This window comes from Streptomyces sp. NPDC056480 (assembly GCF_042795405.1).
Classification (GTDB): Bacteria; Actinomycetota; Actinomycetes; order Streptomycetales; family Streptomycetaceae; genus Streptomyces.
Genome location: NZ_JBHTSA010000006.1, coordinates 61,503 through 82,357, shown reverse-complemented (window position 1 = coordinate 82,357; position 20,855 = coordinate 61,503). Strand labels below are relative to the sequence as shown.

Genomic DNA, 20,855 nt, shown 5'->3' with positions numbered 1-20,855 from the left:
GACAACTGTGAGCGAGCTCGACACCCGCATCGCCGTCATCGGCCTCGCGGCGCGGCTCCCGGGCGCCGAGGACATGGCCGACCTGACGGCCATGCTGGGCGGCGAAGGGGTCGAGGTCGGCGAGGTCCCGCCGAGCCGGTGGGCCCGCCACCTGTACCTCGGCGAGGCGCCGCACCGCGGCACCCACCACCGGGGCGCGTTCCTGGTCGACCCGTTCTCCTTCGACCACGAGGCCTTCGGCATGACCGCCGAGGACGCCGTTCTCCTCGACCCGCAGCAGCGGGTCATGCTGGAGGTCGGCGCCCGGGCCCTGGAGGACTCCGGCTACCTGGGCGCGCGCCGCAGGCTCGACGCGGGCGTGTTCATCGGCGCCCGGATGAACGCCTACGGCTTCGACCGGGGCCGCGGCACGGTCGCTCCCGGCCTTCCGGACCCCGCGGTGCCCACCCCGGCGGGCGCCGCCGGTCCCGGCCCGGCCGCCCTGTGGGGGCGGTCGCAGAACTTCATGGCGGCCTGGCTGTCCGACCGCTTCGACCTCGCGGGCCCCAGCCTCGTCGTCGACACGGCCTGCTCCTCGTCGCTCTCGGCGGTCTGGCTCGCCTGCCAGAGCCTCGCCTCCGGAAGCTGCGAACTCGCCCTCGTCGGCGCGGTGGACCTCCTGATCGACCCGCTGACCTTCGTCCTCCTCTCCCGCACCGGGGCGCTGTCACCGGACGGGCTCTGCCACACCTTCGACCGCCGGGCCAACGGCTACGTCCCCGGCGAAGGAGCCGCAGCCCTGGTGCTGAAGCCGATGGCGGCGGCGCTGCGCGACGGCGACCTGGTCCTCGGCGCGATCAGCGGGGTCGCGGTCAACAACGACGGCCGCACCATGGGCGTCACCACACCCAACCTGGAAGCCCAGATCGACCTGCTCGACAAGGTCTACCGGACCGTCGACCCGGCGACCGTGCAGTACGTCGAGGCGCACGGCACCGGCACCGCCATCGGCGACCCCATCGAGGTACGGGCGCTCACCGAGGTGTTCGGACGCCACGGCGTCCCGCGCAACTCGGTCGCGCTCGGCTCGGTCAAGCGCCGGATCGGCCACCTCCATTCGGCCTCCGGGCTCGCCGGCCTCGCGAAGATCATCGTCTCGCTGCGGGAGGGCACCGTTCCGGCCGTGGCCGTCGAGTCCCCCAACCCCCGCCTCAACCTGGACGACAGCCCCTTCCACCTGCCCGAGGCCACCCGGCCCTGGCCCGACGTGCCGGTCCGCCGGGCCGCGGTGAGCGGCTTCGGCTTCGGCGGCACCAACGCGCACGTCGTGGCCGAGGCGGTCCCCGCCCCGGCCCGCCGGACCGGGACGGCTCCGGCCGGGGCCAGCCAGCCCGCCCACGTCCTGACGCTCTCGGCCGACACCGCCTACGGCCTGCGCGAACTGTGTGCCCAGTGGGTGGAGTTCCTGCCCGCCCTCCGGGGCCGGCCCGAGGAACTTGCTGACGTGTGCGCCACCGCCCGGCTCGCCCGGCCGCACCGCGCCGCGCGGCTGGCCGTCGTCGGCGAGGACGCGGACGAGCTGACGGCCGCCCTGCGCGCCAGGCTCCTCACCCCCGGCTTCGCAGGAGCCCCAGGGGCCACCGGTGTCATCGGCGCGGGCACGTCCCGCGCGACCGCGACGCCGTCTGTGGTCCCGCCCGGCGTCCCGGTACGTCCCGAGGCCGCCGCAGCGCCGTCCGCGTGGCTCACGGCCCTCGACCGCTCCACCCCCGCCGTGCACGATGTCGTACGCCGTTTCGAGACGGCCACCGGCACCCCGCTCGCCGCGTTCTCCGGCGAACTGCTCCGCATCCTCTCCGGGATCGCCCTCGCCATCGCGCTGCGCGACCTGGGGCTGCCCGGCGGCGCCGTCGACCTCCCGCCCGGTTGGGGGGCGGTCGCCGACTTCGTACGGGGGAGCATGCCGCTGGAGCAGGCGCTCGGCGACGTTCTGCGGCGCGACGGCGACCCGGCCGGCGACGCCGGTCACCAGGGCACCGCCGGTCGCGACGTCGGCGCGCGCCTGGCCGGGGCTCACGACGAGCGGACCGCCGCAGCCGTACTGGCGGCCGTCGCGGCCGAACTGTTCGAGGCTGGACACGCCATCGACTGGGCCGCGTTCCAGAAGACCGCCGGCGCCGCGTGGAGCAAGCGCCTGCTGCCGGTCGCCCAGCCGCGCGGACGCGCCCTGAACCTCGCCGAGCCGCTCCGGTCCGCCGAACCCGGCTCGCCCGCCGTGCTGGTGGCCGACGGCGGGCCCGCCGGATACACGTACGCCCGGGTGTTCGGCCCGGGCGAGGTGCCCATCGCGCAGCACTCCGTGTACCGCACGCTGATGCTCCCGGGTGTGGCCTGGTTCGACTTCCTGCGCGAGGGAGCCGCCCTGCGCGGCGAACCGTTCCACGGAGCCCTGGACGTCCTCTTCCACCGCCCCCTCATTCCCGCGGGGGCCCGGCGCGTGGTCGGCCGGGTCGACGGGGACGGGAGGTTCCGGGTCGAGGACGGGGAGACCGGCGACGTCTTCGTCACCGGCCGTCTCGCCACCCGTGCCGAGCCGGCGCCCCGCCTCCCGGTCGGCTCCCTGCTGGCCGACTGCGCCGGCTCCGCCGTCCACGCGGGCTCCGGCCTGTACCGGTGGCTGCGGCGGATCGGCTACCACCACGGGCGCTACTACCGGAACATCTCCTGGGTGGCGAGCCTGCCGGACGGCGGCACCCTCGCCCGGATCGAGGGCCCCCGCCAGCGGGAGCTGAACCCGCCCGGCGTCCAGCTCTTCCCGGGCCTCCTGGACAGCGTGACCGTGGCGGCCATCGACCCTGCCAACCCGGTCTTCGGCACCGCGGACGCCTCCGCCTTCATCCCGCTGTCGGTGGGCCGGCTCGACGTCCTGGGCCCGCTGGACGACGCCGCGTACGTCCGTACCGAGATCGCCTTCTGGAACGACGAGGCGTGCCGCGTCACCCAGACCGTCACCGACGAGTCGGGCACGCCGCTGCTGGTCTTCGGCGACATGTCATCCAAGCGCGTCCCGGCGCTGGCGTTCCGCGAGGACACCGCGGCCGGGCCCGCCCCGGTCCCGCCCGCCGCTCCGGACCCGGCCGCCGTGCGGGCGGTCCCGGCCACCCCGGCATCCCCGGCGGCCGAGCCCGCACCCGCTGCCGCCGCACCGCGTCCGGTCGAGCCCGCCCCTGTGGCCGACGCCGTCTCCGTCCCTGTCTCCGCTTCCGCCCCCTCCGCCGTCGGTTCGCCGTCTGCGCGGGCGCTGGCCTGGTTCCTGGCACTGACGGGCACGTCCGAGGAACACGCCGACACCGAGTTCCTCTCCGCCGGTTTCGACTCCGTCGGCCTGGTGGCGCTGAGCGAGCGGATCTCCCGGGAACACGATCTGTCCCTGTACCCGACGGTCTTCTTCGAGTACGCGACGCCCCGGCAGTTCGCGGACTTCCTGACGGAGGAGGCACCGGAACTCGTCGACCGGCTCCCGAGCCCGTCGGCCTCGGATGCCCCGTCGACGACGGATGCCGTGGCTGCCCCGGCGGCTCTCGAGGTACCGCCAGCCCACGCCCTCCCGTTGGCACCTGTGGCACCTGTGGCACCTGTGGCACCTGTGGCGCCTGCGGTCCCGTCGGCCCCGGTGCCCCCGGTCGCCGAGGCGCCTCCAGTGGTCCCGCCGGCGCCTCGGTCGCCGGAGCCGCCGCAGCGGCCCGCCCCTGCGGCGCGCGTCACCGCCGTCGCCAGACCCCGCGCAGCCGACGAGGCCGCGTCCGGCGGCGACGCCCACGCGACCCGGCCGCGCGACATCGCGGTCGTGGGCGCCGCGGTCAGGCTGCCCACGGCCAGTACGCTGACGGCCTTCGCCGAGCTGCTCGTCGAGGGCCGCGACACGGTCGGCCCGCTGCCCGAAAGCCGTCGAGGCGACGCCGCCGGTCCCGTTCAGTACGCCTCGTTCCTCGACCGGGTCGACGAGTTCGACCCGGCGCCCTTCCGGATATCCGCCCGCGAGGCGCCGCTGATCGACCCGCAGGCCCGCATCGTCTACGAGACGATCTGGGAGGCCCTGGAGGACGGCGGACGCGGCGGCGCCCGCGGCCGCGAGGACCGCACCGGGCTGTGGATCGCCTACAGCCACGACCACTACCACGAGGAGCGCTTCCGCCACGGTGTGCCCGAGGGACGGGGCCTGGGCCTGGAGGCGATGATCGCCAACCGGCTCTCCTACCTGATGGACTGGCGCGGTCCCAGCACCGTCGTCAACACCCTCTGCTCGTCCTCGCTGGTCGCCCTGCACTCCGCGCTCCAGCACCTGCGCTCCGGCGACATCGACACGGCGGTCATCGGGGCCGTGCACGCCGGCATCAGCCCGGAGTACTTCCGGTCGATGGGCGACATGATGGCCCTCTCCCCGCGCCACCGCAGCCGTGCCTTCGACAGCACCGCCGACGGTTTCGTGCCCGGCGAGGGCGCCGTGGCCGTGGTGCTGCGGCGTTGCGACGACGCGCTGCGCGACGGCGACCGGATCCGGGGCGTCGTCAAGGGCGCCGCCGTGAACCACGGCGGCCGTACCACCCGCTACTCGGCGCCGAGCCCGCGCGCCCAGGCCGAGGTCATTTCGGCGGCGTTGGTGGATGCGGGTGTGTCGGTGGAGTCGATCGGTTTGGTGGAGGCGCATGGGACGGGGACGAGTCTGGGTGATCCGATCGAGGTGGAGGGTTTGACGCGTGCGTGGCGGGGGTTGACGTCTCGTTCGCAGTTCTGTGCGTTGGGTTCGTTGAAGGGGAATGTGGGTCATCTGGAGCCGGCGGCGGGTCTTGCCGGTCTGGTGAAGGTGTTGTTGTCGATGGAGCGGGGTGTGGTTCCTCCGTCGTTGCATGTGGTGCGGCCGAATGATCACATTCGTTTCGAGGGGACGCCGTTTTTCCTGGCGGATCGGGTGTCGGAGTGGCCGCGTCCGGTCGATGGGCCGCGTCGTGGTGCGGTGAGTGCGTTCGGGATGGGCGGGGTGAACGCCCACGTGATCCTGGAGGAGGCGCCCGCGGTTCCTGCTCGTGAGGTGGTGGCGCAGGAGTCGTATCTGGTGCGGGTGGACGCGGCCGACGAGACCTCCGTCCGCGCGCTGGCCGGCTCGTACGCGGACGCTCTGGCCACCGCGGACGAGAACCACGTGGGCGACTTCGCGTTCACGGCGAACACCGGACGCGCGGAAGGCAGGTTCGGCGCGGTCGTCTCGGGTGGCGACGCGGGTGAACTCGCGGTCGCGCTGCGAGACGTCGCCTCGGGCACGTCCGCGGTCACCCGCCGGGGCGGTGGGAAGCCGGCACCGGTGGTGTTCATGTTCACCGGTCAGGGCTCGCAGTACGCGGGCATGGGCCAAGGGCTCTACCGCACGGAGCCGGCGTTCCGTGCCGCACTCGACGAGTGCGCCGACCTCCTCGTCGGCCGACTGGAAGTCCCCCTGCTGGAACTGCTGTTCACCGATGCCCACAACACCCTCGGCAGCACGCGGTTCGCTCAGGTGGGGATCGTGGCGGTGCAGGTGGCGTTGGTGCGGTGGTTGGAGTCGTTGGGGGTTCGTCCGGATGTGGTGGTGGGTCACAGTCTGGGCGAGTTGAGTGCGGGGTGGGCTGCGGGTGTGGTGGGTCTGGAGGATCTGCTGCGTCTGGCGGTGGTGCGTGGCCGGTTGATGGAGTCGCAGCCTGGTGTGGGTGCGATGGCTGCGGTGCATGGTGATGCGGCTGCGGTGGTGGAGGCGCTGGTGGCGTTTCCCGGGGTTGAGGTGGCTGCGTTCAATTCGCCTCGGGTGGTGACGGTTTCGGGTCCGGCCGATGCGGTGGCGCGGTTCCGTGCCGAGTCGGGTCTGCGGTCGCAGCCGTTGGTGGTGAGTCATGCGTTCCATTCGGCGTTGATGGAGGGTGCGGTGGCTCCGTTCGCCGAGGTGGTGGCGGGTGTCGAATGGTCGGCTCCGCGGGTGGCGTTCGCTTCGACGGTGTCGGGTGGGTGGCATTCGGCGGAGTCGGTGGTGGACGCGGGGTTGTGGGCGCGGGGGATCCGTGAGCCGGTGAGGTTCGCGGAGGCTGTCGGCCTGCTGGGCGGTGTGGGTGCGGGTGTGGTGTGGGAGATCGGTGCGCAGCCGCAGTTGACGTCCTTGGCGCGTGCGTCGTGGCAGGGGGGTGAGCCGTTGTGGTTGTCGACGTTGCGGCGTGATCGTGTGGATCAGGCGGAGGTGTACGCGGCTGTGGCGGCGTATGCGGGGAGTCCGTCCGGGGCGGTGGACTGGACGGGTCTGCATGCCGGCAAGGGCCACCGAACGATGACCCTGCCCACCTACCCCTTCCACCGACAGAGGTATTGGATCGCCCCGAACCCGAACCCGAACCCGAACCCGAACCGGAAGCCGACCCCGACCCTGAACCCTCATCCGGCCCCGGCCCCGACCCCGACCCAACCCGTCCCCGTCCCCGACCCCGCCCATCCGAACGACGTGCAACACCCGCACCACACGAACGAGAGGTACCAGCACCATGGCTAGCGAGTACGGACTGAAGCGTCACTTCAACGGTGACGCGGCGCGCCTCATCGGCGGCAAGATCCGAGCCGTCCACCCCGATTTCGAAGTGGAGGACTACGCGGCCGAGACCGAGAGGCGCATCCCCGGACTTGAGCTGAAGGACCGGGTCCTGGTCCTCGCGGAAGGGCTGCGGACGCGGCTCCCCGAGGACTACGCGAAGGCCGTGCCGATCCTCCTCGCCATCCTCGAGGACGAACTCGCCGAGGGCGAGGGCATGTTCAACAGCAGCTGGTTCCTCATGCCGGTGGCCCGCTTCGTCGAGGAGTACGGCCTCGACCACCCCGAACTGTCCCTCGAAGCCATCGAGGAGATCACCAAGCGACACACCGGCGAGTACGCCATCCGGCCCTACCTCGAACAGCACTACGAGCTGACGATGGCGAAGGTGGCCGGATGGGCGGTCAGCCCCAGCCACAACGTGCGCCGGCTGGCCACCGAGGGCGTCCGCCCCCGGCTTCCCTGGCACCGCACGCTGGCCTTCTTCGTCAACGACCCGCAGCCGGTCCTGGAGATCCTCGAACCGCTGCGCAGCGACCCGTCCGAGTACGTACGGAAGTCCGTCGCCAACAACCTCAACGACATCTCCAAGGATCACCCCGAGGTCGCGCTCGCCACGGCGCTGCGCTGGCTGGAGGAGAGCCCCACCCCCGAGACCCGGTGGATCGTCAAGCACGGTCTGCGCACCCTCGTGAAGAAGGGCGACCAGCAGGCCCTGGGCATGCTCGGGGCGACCGGCGGCGAGCACGTGCTCGTGCCCCGGCTGCGGATCACCCCGGACGCGGTGACCGTCGGCGACACCCTCGTCATCGACTTCGACATCGAGAACACCGACGACCGGCGGCACAGCATCGCCGTCGACTACGTGGTGCACCACGTCCGCAAGAACGGGCGCAGCATCCCCAAGGTCTTCAAGCTGACCACGCTCGAACTCGGCCCCGGCGAGAAGCGGACGCTGGAGAAGTCCCATCCCATCAGGGAGGTCCAGACGCGCACGTACTACCCCGGCGAGCATGCCGTCGACATCCAGGTGAACGGCCTCGTGCGGGCCACAGGCCGCTTCGGGTTGCGTACGTGAGCGCCCGCCGGATCACCCTCAGGGCCGCCGATCCGCTGGTCGCCGACCACCGGATCGGCGGTGTCCCGGTCGTCCCCGCCGCCGCCCAGGTCGACGCCCTGCTCTCCGCCTGCGCCGCCGACCTGCCCGACCGGGTCTGGCAGCTGGAGCAGATCGCGTTCAAGACGCCGCTGACCGTCCCCGGCCCCGAGGCCGGCATCGAGGTGGCGCCGGTGGGGGAGGGCCGGCACGCGGTCCGTTCCCTGCCGTCCGCGCCCGGTGCGGAGCCGGTCGAGCACAGCGTCGCCCGCGTGTCGGACACCCCCTTGCCCCCGCCTCGCTACCTCGACGTGGCCGCGCTCAGGGCGGGCTGCACGCAGCGTGTTCCGCTGACGGACATGGCCGCGTGGCGGGACGCGAGCGGCATCTCGTACGGGCCCGCCTACCGGGTCGTCCGGTCGGCGGACCGGGGCCCCGGACGCATGCTGCTGATGCTCCGGGTCGAGGACGGGGCGGACGGCAGCGCGGTGCCCCCCTTCGTACCGCCGCCGCTGCTCGACAGCGTCTTCCAGGCGCTCGGCATGCTCGACGACGGCTCGGCCGGCATGTGCCTGCCCTGGTACGTCGGTCGGCTGACGGCCCGCCGCAGGATCTCCGGCACGGTGATCGCGCTGGTCGAGAAGGACGAGACCGCCGACACCGGCGGCGGGGCCGTCCGCGGCCGGGCCGTGGTCTGCAGCCAGCAGGGGGAGATACTCCTGGAACTGGACCGGATCACCCTCAAGGCCGCAGGCCCGGCGCCCGCCCCGACCGGAGGCGCCACCACCGTGCCCGTCCCGGTGTCCCGGCCGGACGGCCTCGCCGTGGCGCCCGCAGTGCCCGGAGGGCCCGCGGCGCCCGCCGCACCCCCGGCGCCCGTCGAAGGGGTCCGGGCCGGGGCCGGGCGGGCACAGGTGGCGGTCCCGACGATCGAGGCCCTGGTCTGGCGCGAGACGGCCCCGGAACCCGCCCGCCCCGACCCGGCAGCAGGCCCGGGGGAATCCGCCGGTAGCGGCGGACCTGCGGCCGGCGCGGAGCGCACCGTCCTGCTGGTCGCGGCACACGCGCCCCGTGAGACCGGGGGCCACCGCATCCTGCACCTGACGCCGGAGCGGCTCGTCGACGAGGGCCTCGACGCCCTGCAGGACGGCGCCGCCCCACACGATGTCGTCTATGTGGCCCCCGACGGCCCGGCGGACGACGCGGCGGCGGCGACCAAGGCCCTCCAGGGCGTCTTCGCGCTGGTCCGCCGGCTCGCCGCCCGCGCGCCCATGCCCGACCTGCTGATCGTCACCGGCACCGCGCACGCGGTGACGGAGGGGGAGACGGTCGACCCCTTCATGACGGCCCTGTGGGGCCTCGGCCGCACCCTGCGCGTCGAGCACCCTCGCACCAGGGTCCGACTGGCCGACCTCGGCTCGGGCCAGGACCGGGCCGGGGGAGCGGGCGGCGTCGACGGGGCCGCCCTCTGGGAGGCGCTGCGCCGGGACGGCACGGAGCTCGCCCTCAGGAACGGCACCTGGTACGAGCCCTCGCTGCTGACGGCACCCCCGGCCCCCGCACGCGAGGTGCGGTACCGCGGCGGCCGTTTCCTGATCACCGGCGGCATGGGCGGCATCGGCCTGCGCGTGGCGGAGTTCCTCGCCGACGAGGGCTGTGCCCGGCTGACGCTGGTCGGGCGCACCGTACCCGCGCAGGGCGAGGCCCGAGAGCGCCTCGACCGGCTCGCCGGCCGCTGCGACCTCGATGTCGTCGCCGCGGACGTCCGCTCCCTCGGGGAGACGCTGTCCGGCCCCTTCGACGGGGTGTTCCACGCGGCCGGCGTGCTCCGCGACGGACTCGCACGCAGCCTCATGCCCGACCGGGTGGACGCCGTTCTCGGCCCCAAGGTGGGTGGTACGCACGTCCTCGCCGACCTCCTCTCGGGCGGTGAACACCCCGCCTTCGTCGTCCTGTTCTCCTCGATCGCGGCCGTCCGGGCCAACCTCGGCCAGAGCGCCTACGCCGCGGCCAACGGCTACCTGGACGGCTACGCCGCCCGTCGGAGGGCCGAGGGCCTCCCCTGGTACAGCCTCGGCTGGGGCCTGTGGACGGTCGGCATGGGCGAGACCATCGCGCCCAAGGCCGCCGCGCACGGCGTCGCCGCGCTCACCGAGGACGCCGGCATCGCATTGCTCCGCACGGCCCTTGGCCGCCCACCCGCGCACTACGTACTCTCCGCCGCGAATGCGAAGGACGCATCCATGACCGCTGTCACGCCCGACGCCGGCCTCTGGCCGGCACTCACCCTCGCCCTCGGGAAGGTCCTGCACGTCGACTCGGTCTCCGCCGAGGACGACCTGCTGGAGCTGGGCCTCGACTCCATGATGGCCGTCGAACTCGCGGCCTCGCTGGCCGCCGACGGGCTCGACGTGGACCCGATGGCGTTCTTCGAGCACACCCGGGTCGGCACGCTCCTCACACACCTGGAGTCCCTCCCTCGCGCCGCCGTCCAGGCGCCCTCCCCGCCCGTCCTCGCGCCCCGCGAGTCGCCCTACGAGGCCCCGGCGGTTCCCGCCGCCCCGGCCCCCGCGGTTCCCGCCTCCCCGGCCCCGGTGGCCCCGGCGACCGCCATGCGGGCGCCGCGTCAGCAGCCGGTACCGGTACCGGAGCCCGCTCCCGTCCGGGCCGACGACGGCTTCGTGCCCGACTGGGACCGCTTCCGCGACACGGAGCCCGCTCCTGCGGTCCCCGCGGCCAGGGCGACCCCCGACTTCACTCCCGCCCGGCCGCTGCCCCCGCGCCCGGGCCCCGACACGGCCTCCGCCCCCGCCGTCCTGCCCACCCCCGGAACGAAGCCCGCCGCCGGGGCCCGCACCCCCCGCCGCACCCTGCCCGGCCGGCTGGCCGACGCCCCGCACGGCACCTTCCTCGACCGCCGCATCGACGCGCTGTCGGGCGATGACCGCGGAATCGTCGCGAGGGGCGAGTACTTCTACGAGCCGGTGATCGAGGAGGCGTCGGGCTCCCGCATCAAGTTCGACGGCCGCTGGTTCCTGAACTTCGCCTCGTACAGCTACCTCGGGTTGATCGGGCACCCCTACATCGACGACCAGGCGCTGCGCGCCGTCGAGCGGCACGGGACCGGGGCCCACGGCGTACGACTGCTCGCCGGAACCCTGCACCTGCACCGGGAGCTGGAGCTGGCCCTCGCCCGCTTCCTCGGCGCCGAGGACGCCATCGTGTTCTCCAGCGGCTACATGGCGAACGTGGCCACGGTCGGCGCCCTCGTCGGCCCGGGCGACACCGTCATCGGCGACGTCTACAACCACGCCAGCATCCTGGACGGGTACCGGCTGTCCGGTGCCAAGGTCGTCACCTACGCCCACAACGACCTCGCCGACCTCGAACGCGCCCTGCGCAAGGCGGGAGACGGCGGGCGACTGGTGGTCACCGACGCCGTGTTCAGCATGGACGGCGACGTGGCCGACCTGCCCGGCATCCTGGAGCTGTGCGAGCGGTACGACGCCCCGCTGATGGTCGACGAGGCGCACAGCCTCGGTGTGCTGGGCGACACCGGGCGCGGCATCACCGAGCACTTCGGCATCGACCCGGACCGCGTCCACATCAAGATGGGCACGCTTTCCAAGACCGTCCCGAGCGCCGGCGGCTACGTCGCCGGCTCCCGTGACCTGATCTTCGCGCTGAAGAACAACGCGCGGGGCTGGATGTTCTCCGCGGCGGCCACGCCCGCCCAGGTGGCCGCCGCCAAGGCCGCCGTCGAGGTGATGGCCGCCGCGCCGAGCCTCCCCCGTGAACTGCGGGCAAGGACCACCCGGTACCGGGACCAGCTGCACGCCCTGGGGTTCGACACGCTCGCCAGTGAGACGCCCGTCGTGCCCCTCATCTGCGCCGGCGCCGACCAGGCCGTGGAGATGGCGCGGTTGTGCCAGCAGGACGGGCTCTTCGTCCAGCCGATCGTGTACCCGGCCGTGCCGCGGACCCTTCCCCGGCTGCGGACGATCGTCAACCTCAGCCACACCGAGGCCGACCTGGACGCGGCGGTCGTCACGCTCGAGAAGGCCGGCCGCGCCTGCGGCCTCATCCGCTGACCGACCGGTGCCGCGCGGCACCGTTCCCCGGCACGGGGGAGCACCGCGCACCCGCAACGACCGACGTACGGACCAGCGCAACGACCGACGTACGGACCAGCGCAACGGCCGGCGCACCGAGAGGTGCTCCGGCCGCACACCGGCCCGCCGGCCGCACACCGGGCCGCCGGCCGCACACCGGCCCGCCGGCCGCACAGCGGCCGACGAACCGGTTGACGTACCGACCGATGCACCGCGAGCAAGGGGGATTCGACCATGACCGACACCACGGCGTTCTTCGGAGCGGTTCTGAAGACCATCGCCTCGACCCGCAACCACGACAGTGACCCGGCCGCGTTCGCGTCCGGAGTGGCGGAGCCGGCGGCGCGCATCCGCGCCCTGGAGAGCGAGATCGGCGAGAGGGGACTGACCCCCGCCGAGGCCGAGGAGATCCTCCGTCTGTTGGAGACGACGCTGCGCACCAAGCGCACGCCCGACGAGGAGCGCGAGTACTACCTCCAGTACATCGAGAAGGTGTCCGGCGTCAGCCGCGCCTCGCTGGGAGTGTCCGGCTGGTGAGCGGCTCCCGACTCGCGTGGTTCAGCCACGAGATCTGCTACTGGCACGATCCCGGCGCCGGTTCGGGATACGTACCGGTCGGGCCCGGCATCGAACCGCTGCGGCAGTTCGCGGTCGACCCCGACCTGCGGCGTGCCGAGGGCCTGGTCAAGGCGACCGGGGTGATGGACCACTACATCGCCCACACCCCGGCGCCCGCCACCGACGAGGAACTGCTCCTCGTGCACGGCCCCGGCCACATCGACCGGATCGAGGCCGCCTCGGCGACAGGTGCCGGCGACGCCGGCGTGTACGCGCACGTCAACTACCACAGCGCGCGGGCGGCCAGGCTCGCCGCCGGTGCCTGTGTCCAGGCCGCGACGGGCGTCCTGGACGGCACGTTCGACCGCGCCTACTGCCTGGTGCGACCGCCCGGCCACCATGCCGAGCCCGACCGGGCGATGGCGCTGTGCCTCTACAACAACCTGGCGGTGGCGGCCCGCGCGGCACAGCGCCACGGGGCGCGGCGGGTGCTGATCCTCGACTGGGACGTACACCACGGCAACGGCATCCAGCGCACCTTCTACGAGGACCCCGACGTCCTGTACGTCTCCGTCCACCAGGACGGGCTGTTCCCTGCCGCGTCCGGTCTCGTCATGGAGACCGGCGCCGGCGAGGGTACGGGCAGCACGCTCAACGTGCCGCTGCCCGCCGGTTCCGGCCACGGCGCCTACCTCGCGGTCATGGAACGGATCGTGGAGCCGGCGGCCCGCGCCTTCGGCCCGGACCTGATCCTGGTGGCGGCGGGCGTGGACGCGGGCGGGCACGACCCGATGGGCCGGATGATGTGCACCAGCCGGACCTTCCACGCCATGGCCTCGGCCATGGTCCGGCTCGCCGACGAACTGACGGGCGGCCGGGTCGTGTTCGCCCACGAGGGCGGCTACTCGGCGTGGTACCAGCCGATGCTCGTGCTCGGCACGGCCACCGGGATCGCCGGGCTGCCGACGCCCGAGGACCCGTTCCTGCACTCCCTGGAGCACCTTCCGGGGCAGCGCCTCCAGCGCCACCAGGAGCGGGTGATCCTGCACCTGGAGAAGCACCACCCGCTCCTGGCCGGCGGCGCGCCGGCCGGTCCGCCCGTGACTGCCGGACACGCCGTGTCCGGGGACGCGGGGACCGGATGAGCGGCTGGTGGATGAAGGTGGGCGGCGGTGCCCGCCGTACCGCCGAGGGCGGCCCGGGGCACGCGCCCCGGGCCCGCCCGCGGTTCCGGCTGGTGGCGCTCCCGCACGCCGGCGGGTGGCCGTCCGCCTTCCGCTCCTGGTGGCAGGTGCTGTCGGAGGAGGTCGAGTGCGTCGTGGCCCAACTGCCGGGCCGTGGCGCGCGCATGAGCGAGCCGCCGGTGAACCGGGTGGAGCCGATGGTCGAGGCCCTGGCCCGCGAACTGGCCGAGATGGAACCGCTGCCGTACGCGGTCATCGGGCACAGCTTCGGCAGCGTGCTCGGCTTCGAGCTCACCCGCGCGATGGAGGCCAAGGGCCTGCCCCCGGCGCGTCTCGCGGTATCGGCGCGGCAGCCGCCGTGCTTCCCCAGCGAGTCGCCCTTCGCCCACCTCAGAACCGACGCGGAGCTGCTGGATCACCTGACGGACATAGGAGGGATGTCCCCGGGGGTGAGGGACCGCGCAGACCTGGTCGGTCCGTCGCTCCTGGCGATCCGCGCCGACCTGGAGGCGATGGAGACCTACCGACGCCCCCGGTCCGGGGTCGGTGTCCCGATTCTCGCACTCGGAGCCGTGGACGACCCGGTGGTGATCGGTGACCGGATGCACCTCTGGTCGCTGGAGACCTCCGGCACCTTCGAGTACCGCACCTTCACCGGAGGTCACTTCTACCTTTACACCCCTGTCAACGCGGCCGCCGTCACGGCGCTGCTGCTGCCCCCTTCCACCGCGCCGCTCCAGGCGGCGCCCCTCATGCCTCTGCCCGGCGTCCGCGCCGGGCGGCGATAAGTACGTCCCCGAAAGGAACACCGTTGACCACCGACGTCGACACCCCCGCACAGGCAACGCCACGTGAGTGGCTGGGCCTGGCAGTCCTGGCCCTGCCGACCCTGCTGCTCTCCATCGACGTGAGCGTGCTGCACCTCGCCGTGCCGCACATCAGCGCGGCGCTGGACCCCTCCGCCTCCCAGATGCTGTGGATCATCGACATCTACGGCTTCCTGATCGCCGGCTTCCTGGTGACCATGGGCACCCTCGGAGACCGCATCGGCCGCCGCAAGCTGCTGCTGATCGGCGCGGCCGCGTTCGGCCTCGCTTCGCTGGCAGCCGTCTTCGCCGACGGCCCGGTCGCCCTGATCGTGGCGCGGGCGGCGATGGGCCTCGCCGGAGCCACGCTGATGCCCTCCACCCTGGCCCTGATCATCAACATGTTCCAGGACGCCCGGCAGCGCGGTGTGGCCATCGCCGTCTGGGTCACGATGTTCTCCGTGGGCATCGCGCTCGGCCCGGTGGTGGGCGGCGCCATGCTGGAGTACTTCTGGTGGGGTTCCGTCTTCCTGCTCGGCGTGCCGATCATGGCGCTGCTCCTGGTGGCCGGTCCGCTGCTGCTGCCGGAGTACCGTGACGAGGAGGCCGGGGGCCTCGACCTGACGAGCGTGGCCCTGTCGCTCGCCGCCATTCTTCCGGTGATCTACGGCCTGAAGGAGATCGCCAACGACGGGTTCGGGGCGATTCCCGTCGCCGCCCTCGTCGTGGGCCTCGTCGTCGGCGTGCTCTTCGTCCGCCGCCAGCGGACTCTGGAGAGCCCCCTGATGGACCTGGCGCTCTTCCGTACCGCCACGTTCCGCACCGCGCTGGTGACGCTGCTGCTCAGCATGCTGGTGGCGGGCGGCACGTACCTGATGGTGACCCAGTTCCTCCAGCTCGTCGGCGACCTGAGCCCCATGAAGGCGGGCCTGTACCTGCTGCCGGCGGCGTTCGCGCTGATCGTCACGGCGGTGGTGTCCCCGATGGCGGCGAGCCGCTTCCGTCCCGCGTACGTGGTCGCGGCCGGCCTGCTCGTCTCGGCGGTGGGCCACCTGATGCTGAGCATGGCCGACAGCACCTCGGGCATCGCCCAGGTGGTGACCGGATTCGCCTTCGTGTACGCCGGTGGCGGCCCGCTGATCGCGCTGGGCACGGACATCGTGGTCGGGGCCGCCCCGCCGGAGCGCGCCGGCGGGGCGGCGGCGCTCTCGGAGACGAGCACCGAACTCGGCATGGCGCTGGGCGTGGCGATCCTCGGCAGCCTCGGCGCCGCCCTCTATCACGCAGGCGTCAAGGTGCCGGAGGGTGCTCCGGACTACGCCGGTGACACGCTGGCCGGGGCCGTCGACGCCGCGGGGAGCCTGCCGGCGGAAGCGGCGGCCGGGCTGCTTGCCTCCGCGCGCGAGGCGTTCACCGACGGCCTGAACGTCATCGGCGGCATCGGGGCCGCCGTCGCGGTCGCCTCCGCCGTGCTGGTGGCCGTCGTCGTGAAGCTGCCCGCCACGGGTGGTCAGGCCGACGAGCCGGACGGTGCGGCCGAAGCGGCGCCGGTCGTCGGCGCGGAGAAGTAGAGGCACGACCCGCCCCCGGAAGGGCGGCCCGCGTTCGGCCCGCGTCCCTGCTGGACGCGGGCCGAACCCGTCATGCCCCCGTGCTGGAGCCGTCCGCGTACGCGTCGGCGTACTCGGCCGTGGGAGGGATCGGCGTGATGACGTCCACCAGGACGCCATCGGGGGCGGCCACGATGAAGTGGCGCTGTCCGAAGGCCTCGCTCCGCAGTTCCAGGGCGACCCGGAGCCCCGCGCGCCGCACGAGCCGCTCGTACTCGGCGTCGACGTCCGTCACCTCGAAGTTGAGGAGGAGACCGCCGGCCGGGCGGCGGTGGCCCTCGGGGATCGTGGGGTGGTCGGCGGAGACCAGGGCCAGTTCGTGATACGGCGGTTCGGGCCGGCGCAGGCTGACGTACCAGTCACTCGCGTACGTCGTCTCGAACCCGAAGTGCGTGCGGTAGAAGGCCACGGCCTCGTCGAGGAGTTCGGTGCAGATCACCGGATAGAAGCTGGTCAGGGTCGAGGAGGTCATCGTGGCACCGTTCCGATCGCGAGATACGTCCGTTCGGTTCCTCAACGACCCTCGCGCCCCGGCGTCACGCCAAGGCGTGTCCTGGGCGCCGCCCGCTCGTTGCCCTTCTCAAGGGCGCGTTGACATACCTGAGGTACGCCCTTAGCGTCATTTGACCTACCGTTGGTATGTGAGCGGAGCCGTCTCGATGATATCCAGCTTCTGTCCGGTGATCTGCACGTCGCGCATGGACCAGACCCGCAGCTTCTACGGAAGACTCTTCGGACTCACCGTCGCGCACGCGACCCCGTGGTACACCGCGCTGGCCAGGTCGGGAGAGCGGCGCCCCGCGCTCGCCCTCCTCGACCACACCCACCCCGCTCTGCCCGAGGCGTTCCGCACGCCGATGCGTGCGGTCCGGATCACCCTCGACGTCGAGGACCGCCCTGGGCTGTGGGAGAGACTCGCCGCCGACGGAGCCGTACGGGACGGGGCCCCTGGACATGCTTCCCTCGTCGACCCCAACGGGGTCCGCGTCGACGTCCTGGTGGCCCGACCCGCAAGCTGAGCGGTCGTCACCTCGTCCGCAGCGCCTCTAGGAGTCGCGTCAGCGCCTGCCGGGTGGCCTCCAGATCGGCGGAGTCCTCCGACGAGGCCAGCCACAAAGCGGCCTCGTTCATCGCCCCGGAGAGCAGATGCGTCAGCGGTGCCGCGGGCTGCGCCGGGATGACGCCCTCGACGATCAGGGTCTCCAGGGCATCGGCGAGGTGCCGGCCCGAGGTGGCCGCGGTCATCGCGCGCCAGCTCGGCCAGCCGAGCACCGCCGGTCCGTCCACCAGCATGACGCGCTGGACCGAAGGATTCGTGGTGGCCTCGAGGAACGCCTGGCAGCCCGAGGCGAGTTGGCTCCAGGAGTCCTCCTGGGCGTCCGCCGTCGCCGCGACGTACGCGGCCACCTCCTCCTGTACCTCTTCCAGTACGGCCCGGAAGAGTGCGCTCTTGCTCTCGAAGTGGTGGTAGAGCGCACCCTTGGTGACTCCGGCCGCCTGGACGACCTCCGACAGGTTGACGGCGGCGTACCCGTGAGTCGAGAAGAGCCGACGGCTCTCGCTCAACAGGGTCTGCCGCGTCTGTTCGCGCTGCAGCGCCCGGACCCCACTGCTCATCGTGCCCCCCCGATTCCCGCCTGGCTAGCTGAAAGCTAGCCCATACGGTACTTCGTGACCCCGCGAGCGGGCAGGTCGGCGCACTCGTCGCTCCCTCGGCTCGCGGGGCCCTTCCCGGAGGCGTCGTCAGGCGGTGCGGTCGGCGGCCAGTGCGGCGGCGAGGCCCGGGATCCCGAGGGCCTGCTCGTCCGCGGGTGTGGCCTGGTGGAGGCTGTTCCGCAGCTGGTACGGGTCGGCCCGGAGGTCGTAGTACTCGCGGAACCTCACCTGTCCGGTGCCGCTCACCGTACCGGCGGCGTCGGTGTGCAGGTCGTAGTACTCCGTGTACTGGCGGTCCTTGGCGACGTAGGACGACCAGGTGTTCTTCGGGTCCGTCCCGGTGCCCTGCTTCCACCACTCGATGAGCAGGTGGTCGCGGGAGTCGGGGCCGAGGAGCGAGCGGCCGTCGTGCGGAGTGTTCGGGGTGATCCCGGCGGCGTCCAGGATGGTGGGCGCGATGTCGATGTTCGCGACGAGGCGGTCGTCGGTGGTGCCGCGGCCGAGCCCGCCGGCGGGCCAGGAGAGGTAGAACGGCACTTCGTGGGCCGGACGGTAGGGGACGGCCTTTCCGGTCAGGCCGTGGTCGGCCCAGTTGAACCCGTTGTCGCCGATGTAGACGACCAGGGTGTTGTCGAGTTGCCCCAAGGCCGCCAGCTTGTCGCGGAGGGCCTGCACGGCGTCGTCCACCGAGCGGAGGGTGCGCAGTTGCTTGGCCCGGACCTGACGGCCGTCCTCAAGCGTATGGGTGGCCTCGCGTACGTACGCGGGCTTGTCGCTGCGGTCGCCCTCGGGCACGGAGGGGCGGCCGTCCCAGGCGGGTACGGCGGTTCCGGCGTACTTGGGTTCCGGGGTGAAGGGGCCGTGGGAGGCGTACGGGGTGACGTAGGCGAACCAGGGGCGGCTGTCGGTGCGGGACTTGTCGAGGAAGGCGAGGGCGCGGTTCTTGATGACGGTGGTGGTGTAGCCGGGGATGGCCTGCACGGTGCCGTTCACGTTGAACGTGCCGTCCGTGTACGAGGGCCGCAGCAGTGCGAACTCCTCGAAGTGCGGCGGGTTGTCGGCGATGTCCCAGGCGTTGAGGTACTTGCCGAACAGCCCCGTCCGGTAGCCGGCCTGCTTCAGGTACCGCTGCAGGGTGGTGTGCTGGTCAAGCGTGTGCGAGGCGCTGTTGTTCCGCACGCCGTGGTTGTGCGCGAACCGGCCGGAGAAGACCGAGGAGCGCGACGGGGCGCACAGCGGTGTGGTGACGTGCCCGTTGGTGAAGCGCACGCCCTGGTCGGCCAGCCACGCGACGGTCTTGGGCGTGGCCCACTCGGTGTGTTTGGGCTGGTCGTCGGTGACGATCAGCAGCACGTTGGGCCGGGCGGCGCCAGCCGCCCCGGCGGGTGCGGCGGCGAGCGCGGGCAGGGCGGCACCGGCGGCCACGGCCGCGGCGGTGCCCAGGACTCCACGGCGACTGGGACCGGACAATCTAGACGTGCCCATGACAGTGAGGACCTCTCGTCCATGTGCGGGGTCGGCGGGAATGGCGCCGATGAGAGGCTATGGGCGTGCCGCGCCCCATTCCATGCACGGAGCGCTAAGGCTTCGTTGCCGGGGTGTTGCGGCCCCTTCCCGCATCCGTCCGCGCGAAGCGCCCCTGGGCAGCAGCCCCTTGGGAGCAACTGCCGCACCCGCCCAGCCGAGTCAGGAAGGACCGCACCAAGGCAGGCGAGTTGTCACTCGAGGGCATCTGTCGGCGGCTGCGGGGGATGGGGCCGGAGTCCGCCTGCACAGGCCAGCACTTCTGTCGCTGAGGAGTTGAGGAAGAGGGTGAACACGGACGACCTGTCCACGGAGTCGATGAGACCGGTACGCACAAGCTCTTCCCCGGCCTGCCGGAGGATGTCGACGGAGGCGGCAAGGCCCCCGACGGTGTGGCCACGCCGAGCAGCTGAGCGGATGCGGTTCGCGAACACACCCGCGTGCCGGCTGGCGGGGACCAGACCGTCCGAGATGGCGAAGGTGTCTCCGGCGACCAAGACGTCACGGGCAGGTCCGCATGCCGGGGTCTGTTCACGAAGCATGGCGATGAGGTCCTCGCGAGGAATCCTGGGCACCGGTTTCCGTATGACCCAGGCGTCGCCCATGTGCGACAACTGCAGCGCCTCTCTGGTGACGGGTCGACTGCTTCGACCTGCTCTTCTCGCAGGCTATCCGGTGCCGACGGAGACACCTGCCTGCCTGGCAGGCGAACCGTGGAGCCGTGAGGTGGGGGAGAAGGTCACACCCAGCGGTGGTCGCGGGCATGCCAGCCCAGTTGCAGCCGGGTGGACACTCCGGCGCGGACCATGAGGGCCTGGATCCGCCGCTGCACGGTACGCGTCGACAGGCCGAGCTGGGCGGCGGCGGTGGCGTCGGTGAGGCCGGCCAGCAGCAACCGCATCAGGCGCGCGTCGACCGCCTCGATCTCCCAAGTCCGTTCGGTGTACGGGCGAGCCCGTTCCCAGACGGCCTCGAAGAGAGCACGTGCCACGTTCACCGGGCCCCCGCGCAGCACCAGACTCGGGCTCACCTCCGTGCCCCGGCCATGCAGCGGCAACATGGCGACTTCACCGTCGCAGATGATCAGCTTGAGCGGTATCGCACGCACCGTCCGGACGCACGTTCCCTCAATGAGCGAGGCGTCCAGGTTGTCGCTGCCCGACGGCTGGCTGAGGAACTCTTCGTCGATCACGCCCCGCAGCCGCACCCCACGCCGAAGGGCGCGCGCCTCCTGAGTCGTCTCCGGGCCGACCGCCTGATGCCCGCCCGTGGAGAAGAAGTCGATGGTGTTGCGCGCGGTGAGCTGCATCTGAACGTACCGGCGGCGAACGGCCTCGGTTCCCTCGACGATCTCCATGAGCTCCCGCTGCGCGCGGCCCATGCTGCCGACCCGGTACGTCTCGACCAGCCCCGCGAGCGCCAGTTCTGCACGGTGCAGGCGCTCGCGCCGTTCCACGAGCTCCGCACCCAGCGTCTCGGCTGGGGACGTCGCCACGAAGCGTGCCCCGTCCGGCGTCCGGGTCACCAGCCCCCGCGCTTCCAGCGCCTCAAGCGCGACCACGACACGGGGAGATTCATCCGTCGCCCCGCCCGCCGCCGCGACCTCTTCGACGCTCGCATCCGGTCGGCCGATCAGCACCCGGTAGACGCTCTCCTCCAAGGGATTGAGCCCGAGGTCTTCCCACAACTCTGATCGCCTTCCTTCCGTTCGCCGAGGATTCTCGCAGGT

12 protein-coding genes are annotated in these 20,855 nt (G+C 72.6%); 8 read left to right on the top strand and 4 right to left on the bottom strand.

Annotation, left to right across the window (positions count from 1 at the left end):
• Positions 1 to 7 precede the first annotated feature (7 nt).
• The 7 genes from ACFQ79_RS05095 (at position 8) to ACFQ79_RS05065 (ending at position 15,907) form a co-directional block, all read left to right on the top strand.
• Entirely contained in the window at positions 8 to 6,544 is a 6,537-nt protein-coding gene (locus ACFQ79_RS05095) for a beta-ketoacyl synthase N-terminal-like domain-containing protein (RefSeq protein WP_383579451.1), read from the top strand.
• A complete protein-coding gene (locus ACFQ79_RS05090) occupies positions 6,537 to 7,658 on the top strand; it encodes a DNA alkylation repair protein (RefSeq protein ID WP_383579450.1) in 1,122 nt (373 codons plus the stop codon). The genes ACFQ79_RS05095 and ACFQ79_RS05090 overlap by 8 nt, the downstream gene beginning before the upstream one ends.
• Complete coding sequence (locus ACFQ79_RS05085) at positions 7,655 to 11,767, top strand: bifunctional SDR family oxidoreductase/pyridoxal phosphate-dependent aminotransferase family protein (protein WP_383579449.1); 4,113 nt, start codon at positions 7,655 to 7,657, stop codon at positions 11,765 to 11,767. The genes ACFQ79_RS05090 and ACFQ79_RS05085 overlap by 4 nt, the downstream gene beginning before the upstream one ends.
• 255 nt (positions 11,768 to 12,022) lie before the next feature.
• Positions 12,023 to 12,325, top strand: coding sequence for a hypothetical protein (locus ACFQ79_RS05080; protein WP_383579448.1), 303 nt, complete (start codon positions 12,023 to 12,025; stop codon positions 12,323 to 12,325).
• A complete protein-coding gene (locus tag ACFQ79_RS05075) occupies positions 12,322 to 13,491 on the top strand; it encodes a class II histone deacetylase (protein ID WP_383579447.1) in 1,170 nt (389 codons plus the stop codon). The genes ACFQ79_RS05080 and ACFQ79_RS05075 overlap by 4 nt, the downstream gene beginning before the upstream one ends.
• Positions 13,488 to 14,318 carry a thioesterase II family protein gene (locus ACFQ79_RS05070; protein WP_383579446.1) on the top strand — a complete coding sequence of 277 codons (831 nt, stop codon included), beginning with the start codon at positions 13,488 to 13,490 and terminating at the stop codon, positions 14,316 to 14,318. The genes ACFQ79_RS05075 and ACFQ79_RS05070 overlap by 4 nt, the downstream gene beginning before the upstream one ends.
• Positions 14,319 to 14,341: 23 nt before the next feature.
• A complete protein-coding gene (locus ACFQ79_RS05065; RefSeq protein WP_383579445.1) occupies positions 14,342 to 15,907 on the top strand; it encodes an MFS transporter in 1,566 nt (521 codons plus the stop codon).
• Between the two features lie 70 nt (positions 15,908 to 15,977).
• On the opposite strand, the gene ACFQ79_RS05060 is transcribed toward ACFQ79_RS05065, so the two are convergent.
• A complete protein-coding gene (locus tag ACFQ79_RS05060; RefSeq protein ID WP_383579444.1) occupies positions 15,978 to 16,418 on the bottom strand; it encodes a VOC family protein in 441 nt (146 codons plus the stop codon).
• A 169-nt stretch (positions 16,419 to 16,587) separates the two neighbouring features.
• Between ACFQ79_RS05060 and ACFQ79_RS05055 the strand changes: the two genes are divergently transcribed.
• Positions 16,588 to 16,965, top strand: coding sequence for a VOC family protein (locus ACFQ79_RS05055; RefSeq protein WP_383579443.1), 378 nt, complete (start codon positions 16,588 to 16,590; stop codon positions 16,963 to 16,965).
• Positions 16,966 to 16,972: 7 nt separating this feature from the next.
• Here the strand turns inward: ACFQ79_RS05055 and ACFQ79_RS05050 are convergent, their stop codons facing one another.
• The 3 genes from ACFQ79_RS05050 to ACFQ79_RS05040 form a co-directional block, all read right to left on the bottom strand.
• Complete coding sequence (locus ACFQ79_RS05050; protein WP_383579442.1) at positions 16,973 to 17,563, bottom strand: TetR/AcrR family transcriptional regulator; 591 nt, start codon at positions 17,561 to 17,563, stop codon at positions 16,973 to 16,975.
• A gap of 126 nt (positions 17,564 to 17,689) precedes the next feature.
• Positions 17,690 to 19,027: a sulfatase gene (locus ACFQ79_RS05045; protein WP_383579441.1), complete on the bottom strand. Its 1,338-nt coding sequence runs from the start codon at positions 19,025 to 19,027 to the stop codon at positions 17,690 to 17,692.
• An 838-nt stretch (positions 19,028 to 19,865) separates the two neighbouring features.
• Positions 19,866 to 20,813 (bottom strand): helix-turn-helix transcriptional regulator, encoded by a 948-nt coding sequence (locus ACFQ79_RS05040; protein WP_383579440.1) that lies wholly within the window; start codon positions 20,811 to 20,813, stop codon positions 19,866 to 19,868.
• Between the last annotated feature and the right edge of the window lie 42 nt (positions 20,814 to 20,855).

Coding starts and splice junctions, on each gene's coding strand:
- ACFQ79_RS05090 (WP_383579450.1), top strand. CDS start 6,537: ATGGCTAGCGAGTACGGACTGAAGCGTCACTTCAACGGTGACGCGGCG.
- ACFQ79_RS05080 (WP_383579448.1), top strand. CDS start 12,023: ATGACCGACACCACGGCGTTCTTCGGAGCGGTTCTGAAGACCATCGCC.
- ACFQ79_RS05070 (WP_383579446.1), top strand. CDS start 13,488: ATGAGCGGCTGGTGGATGAAGGTGGGCGGCGGTGCCCGCCGTACCGCC.
- ACFQ79_RS05060 (WP_383579444.1), bottom strand. CDS start 16,418: ATGACCTCCTCGACCCTGACCAGCTTCTATCCGGTGATCTGCACCGAA.
- ACFQ79_RS05050 (WP_383579442.1), bottom strand. CDS start 17,563: ATGAGCAGTGGGGTCCGGGCGCTGCAGCGCGAACAGACGCGGCAGACC.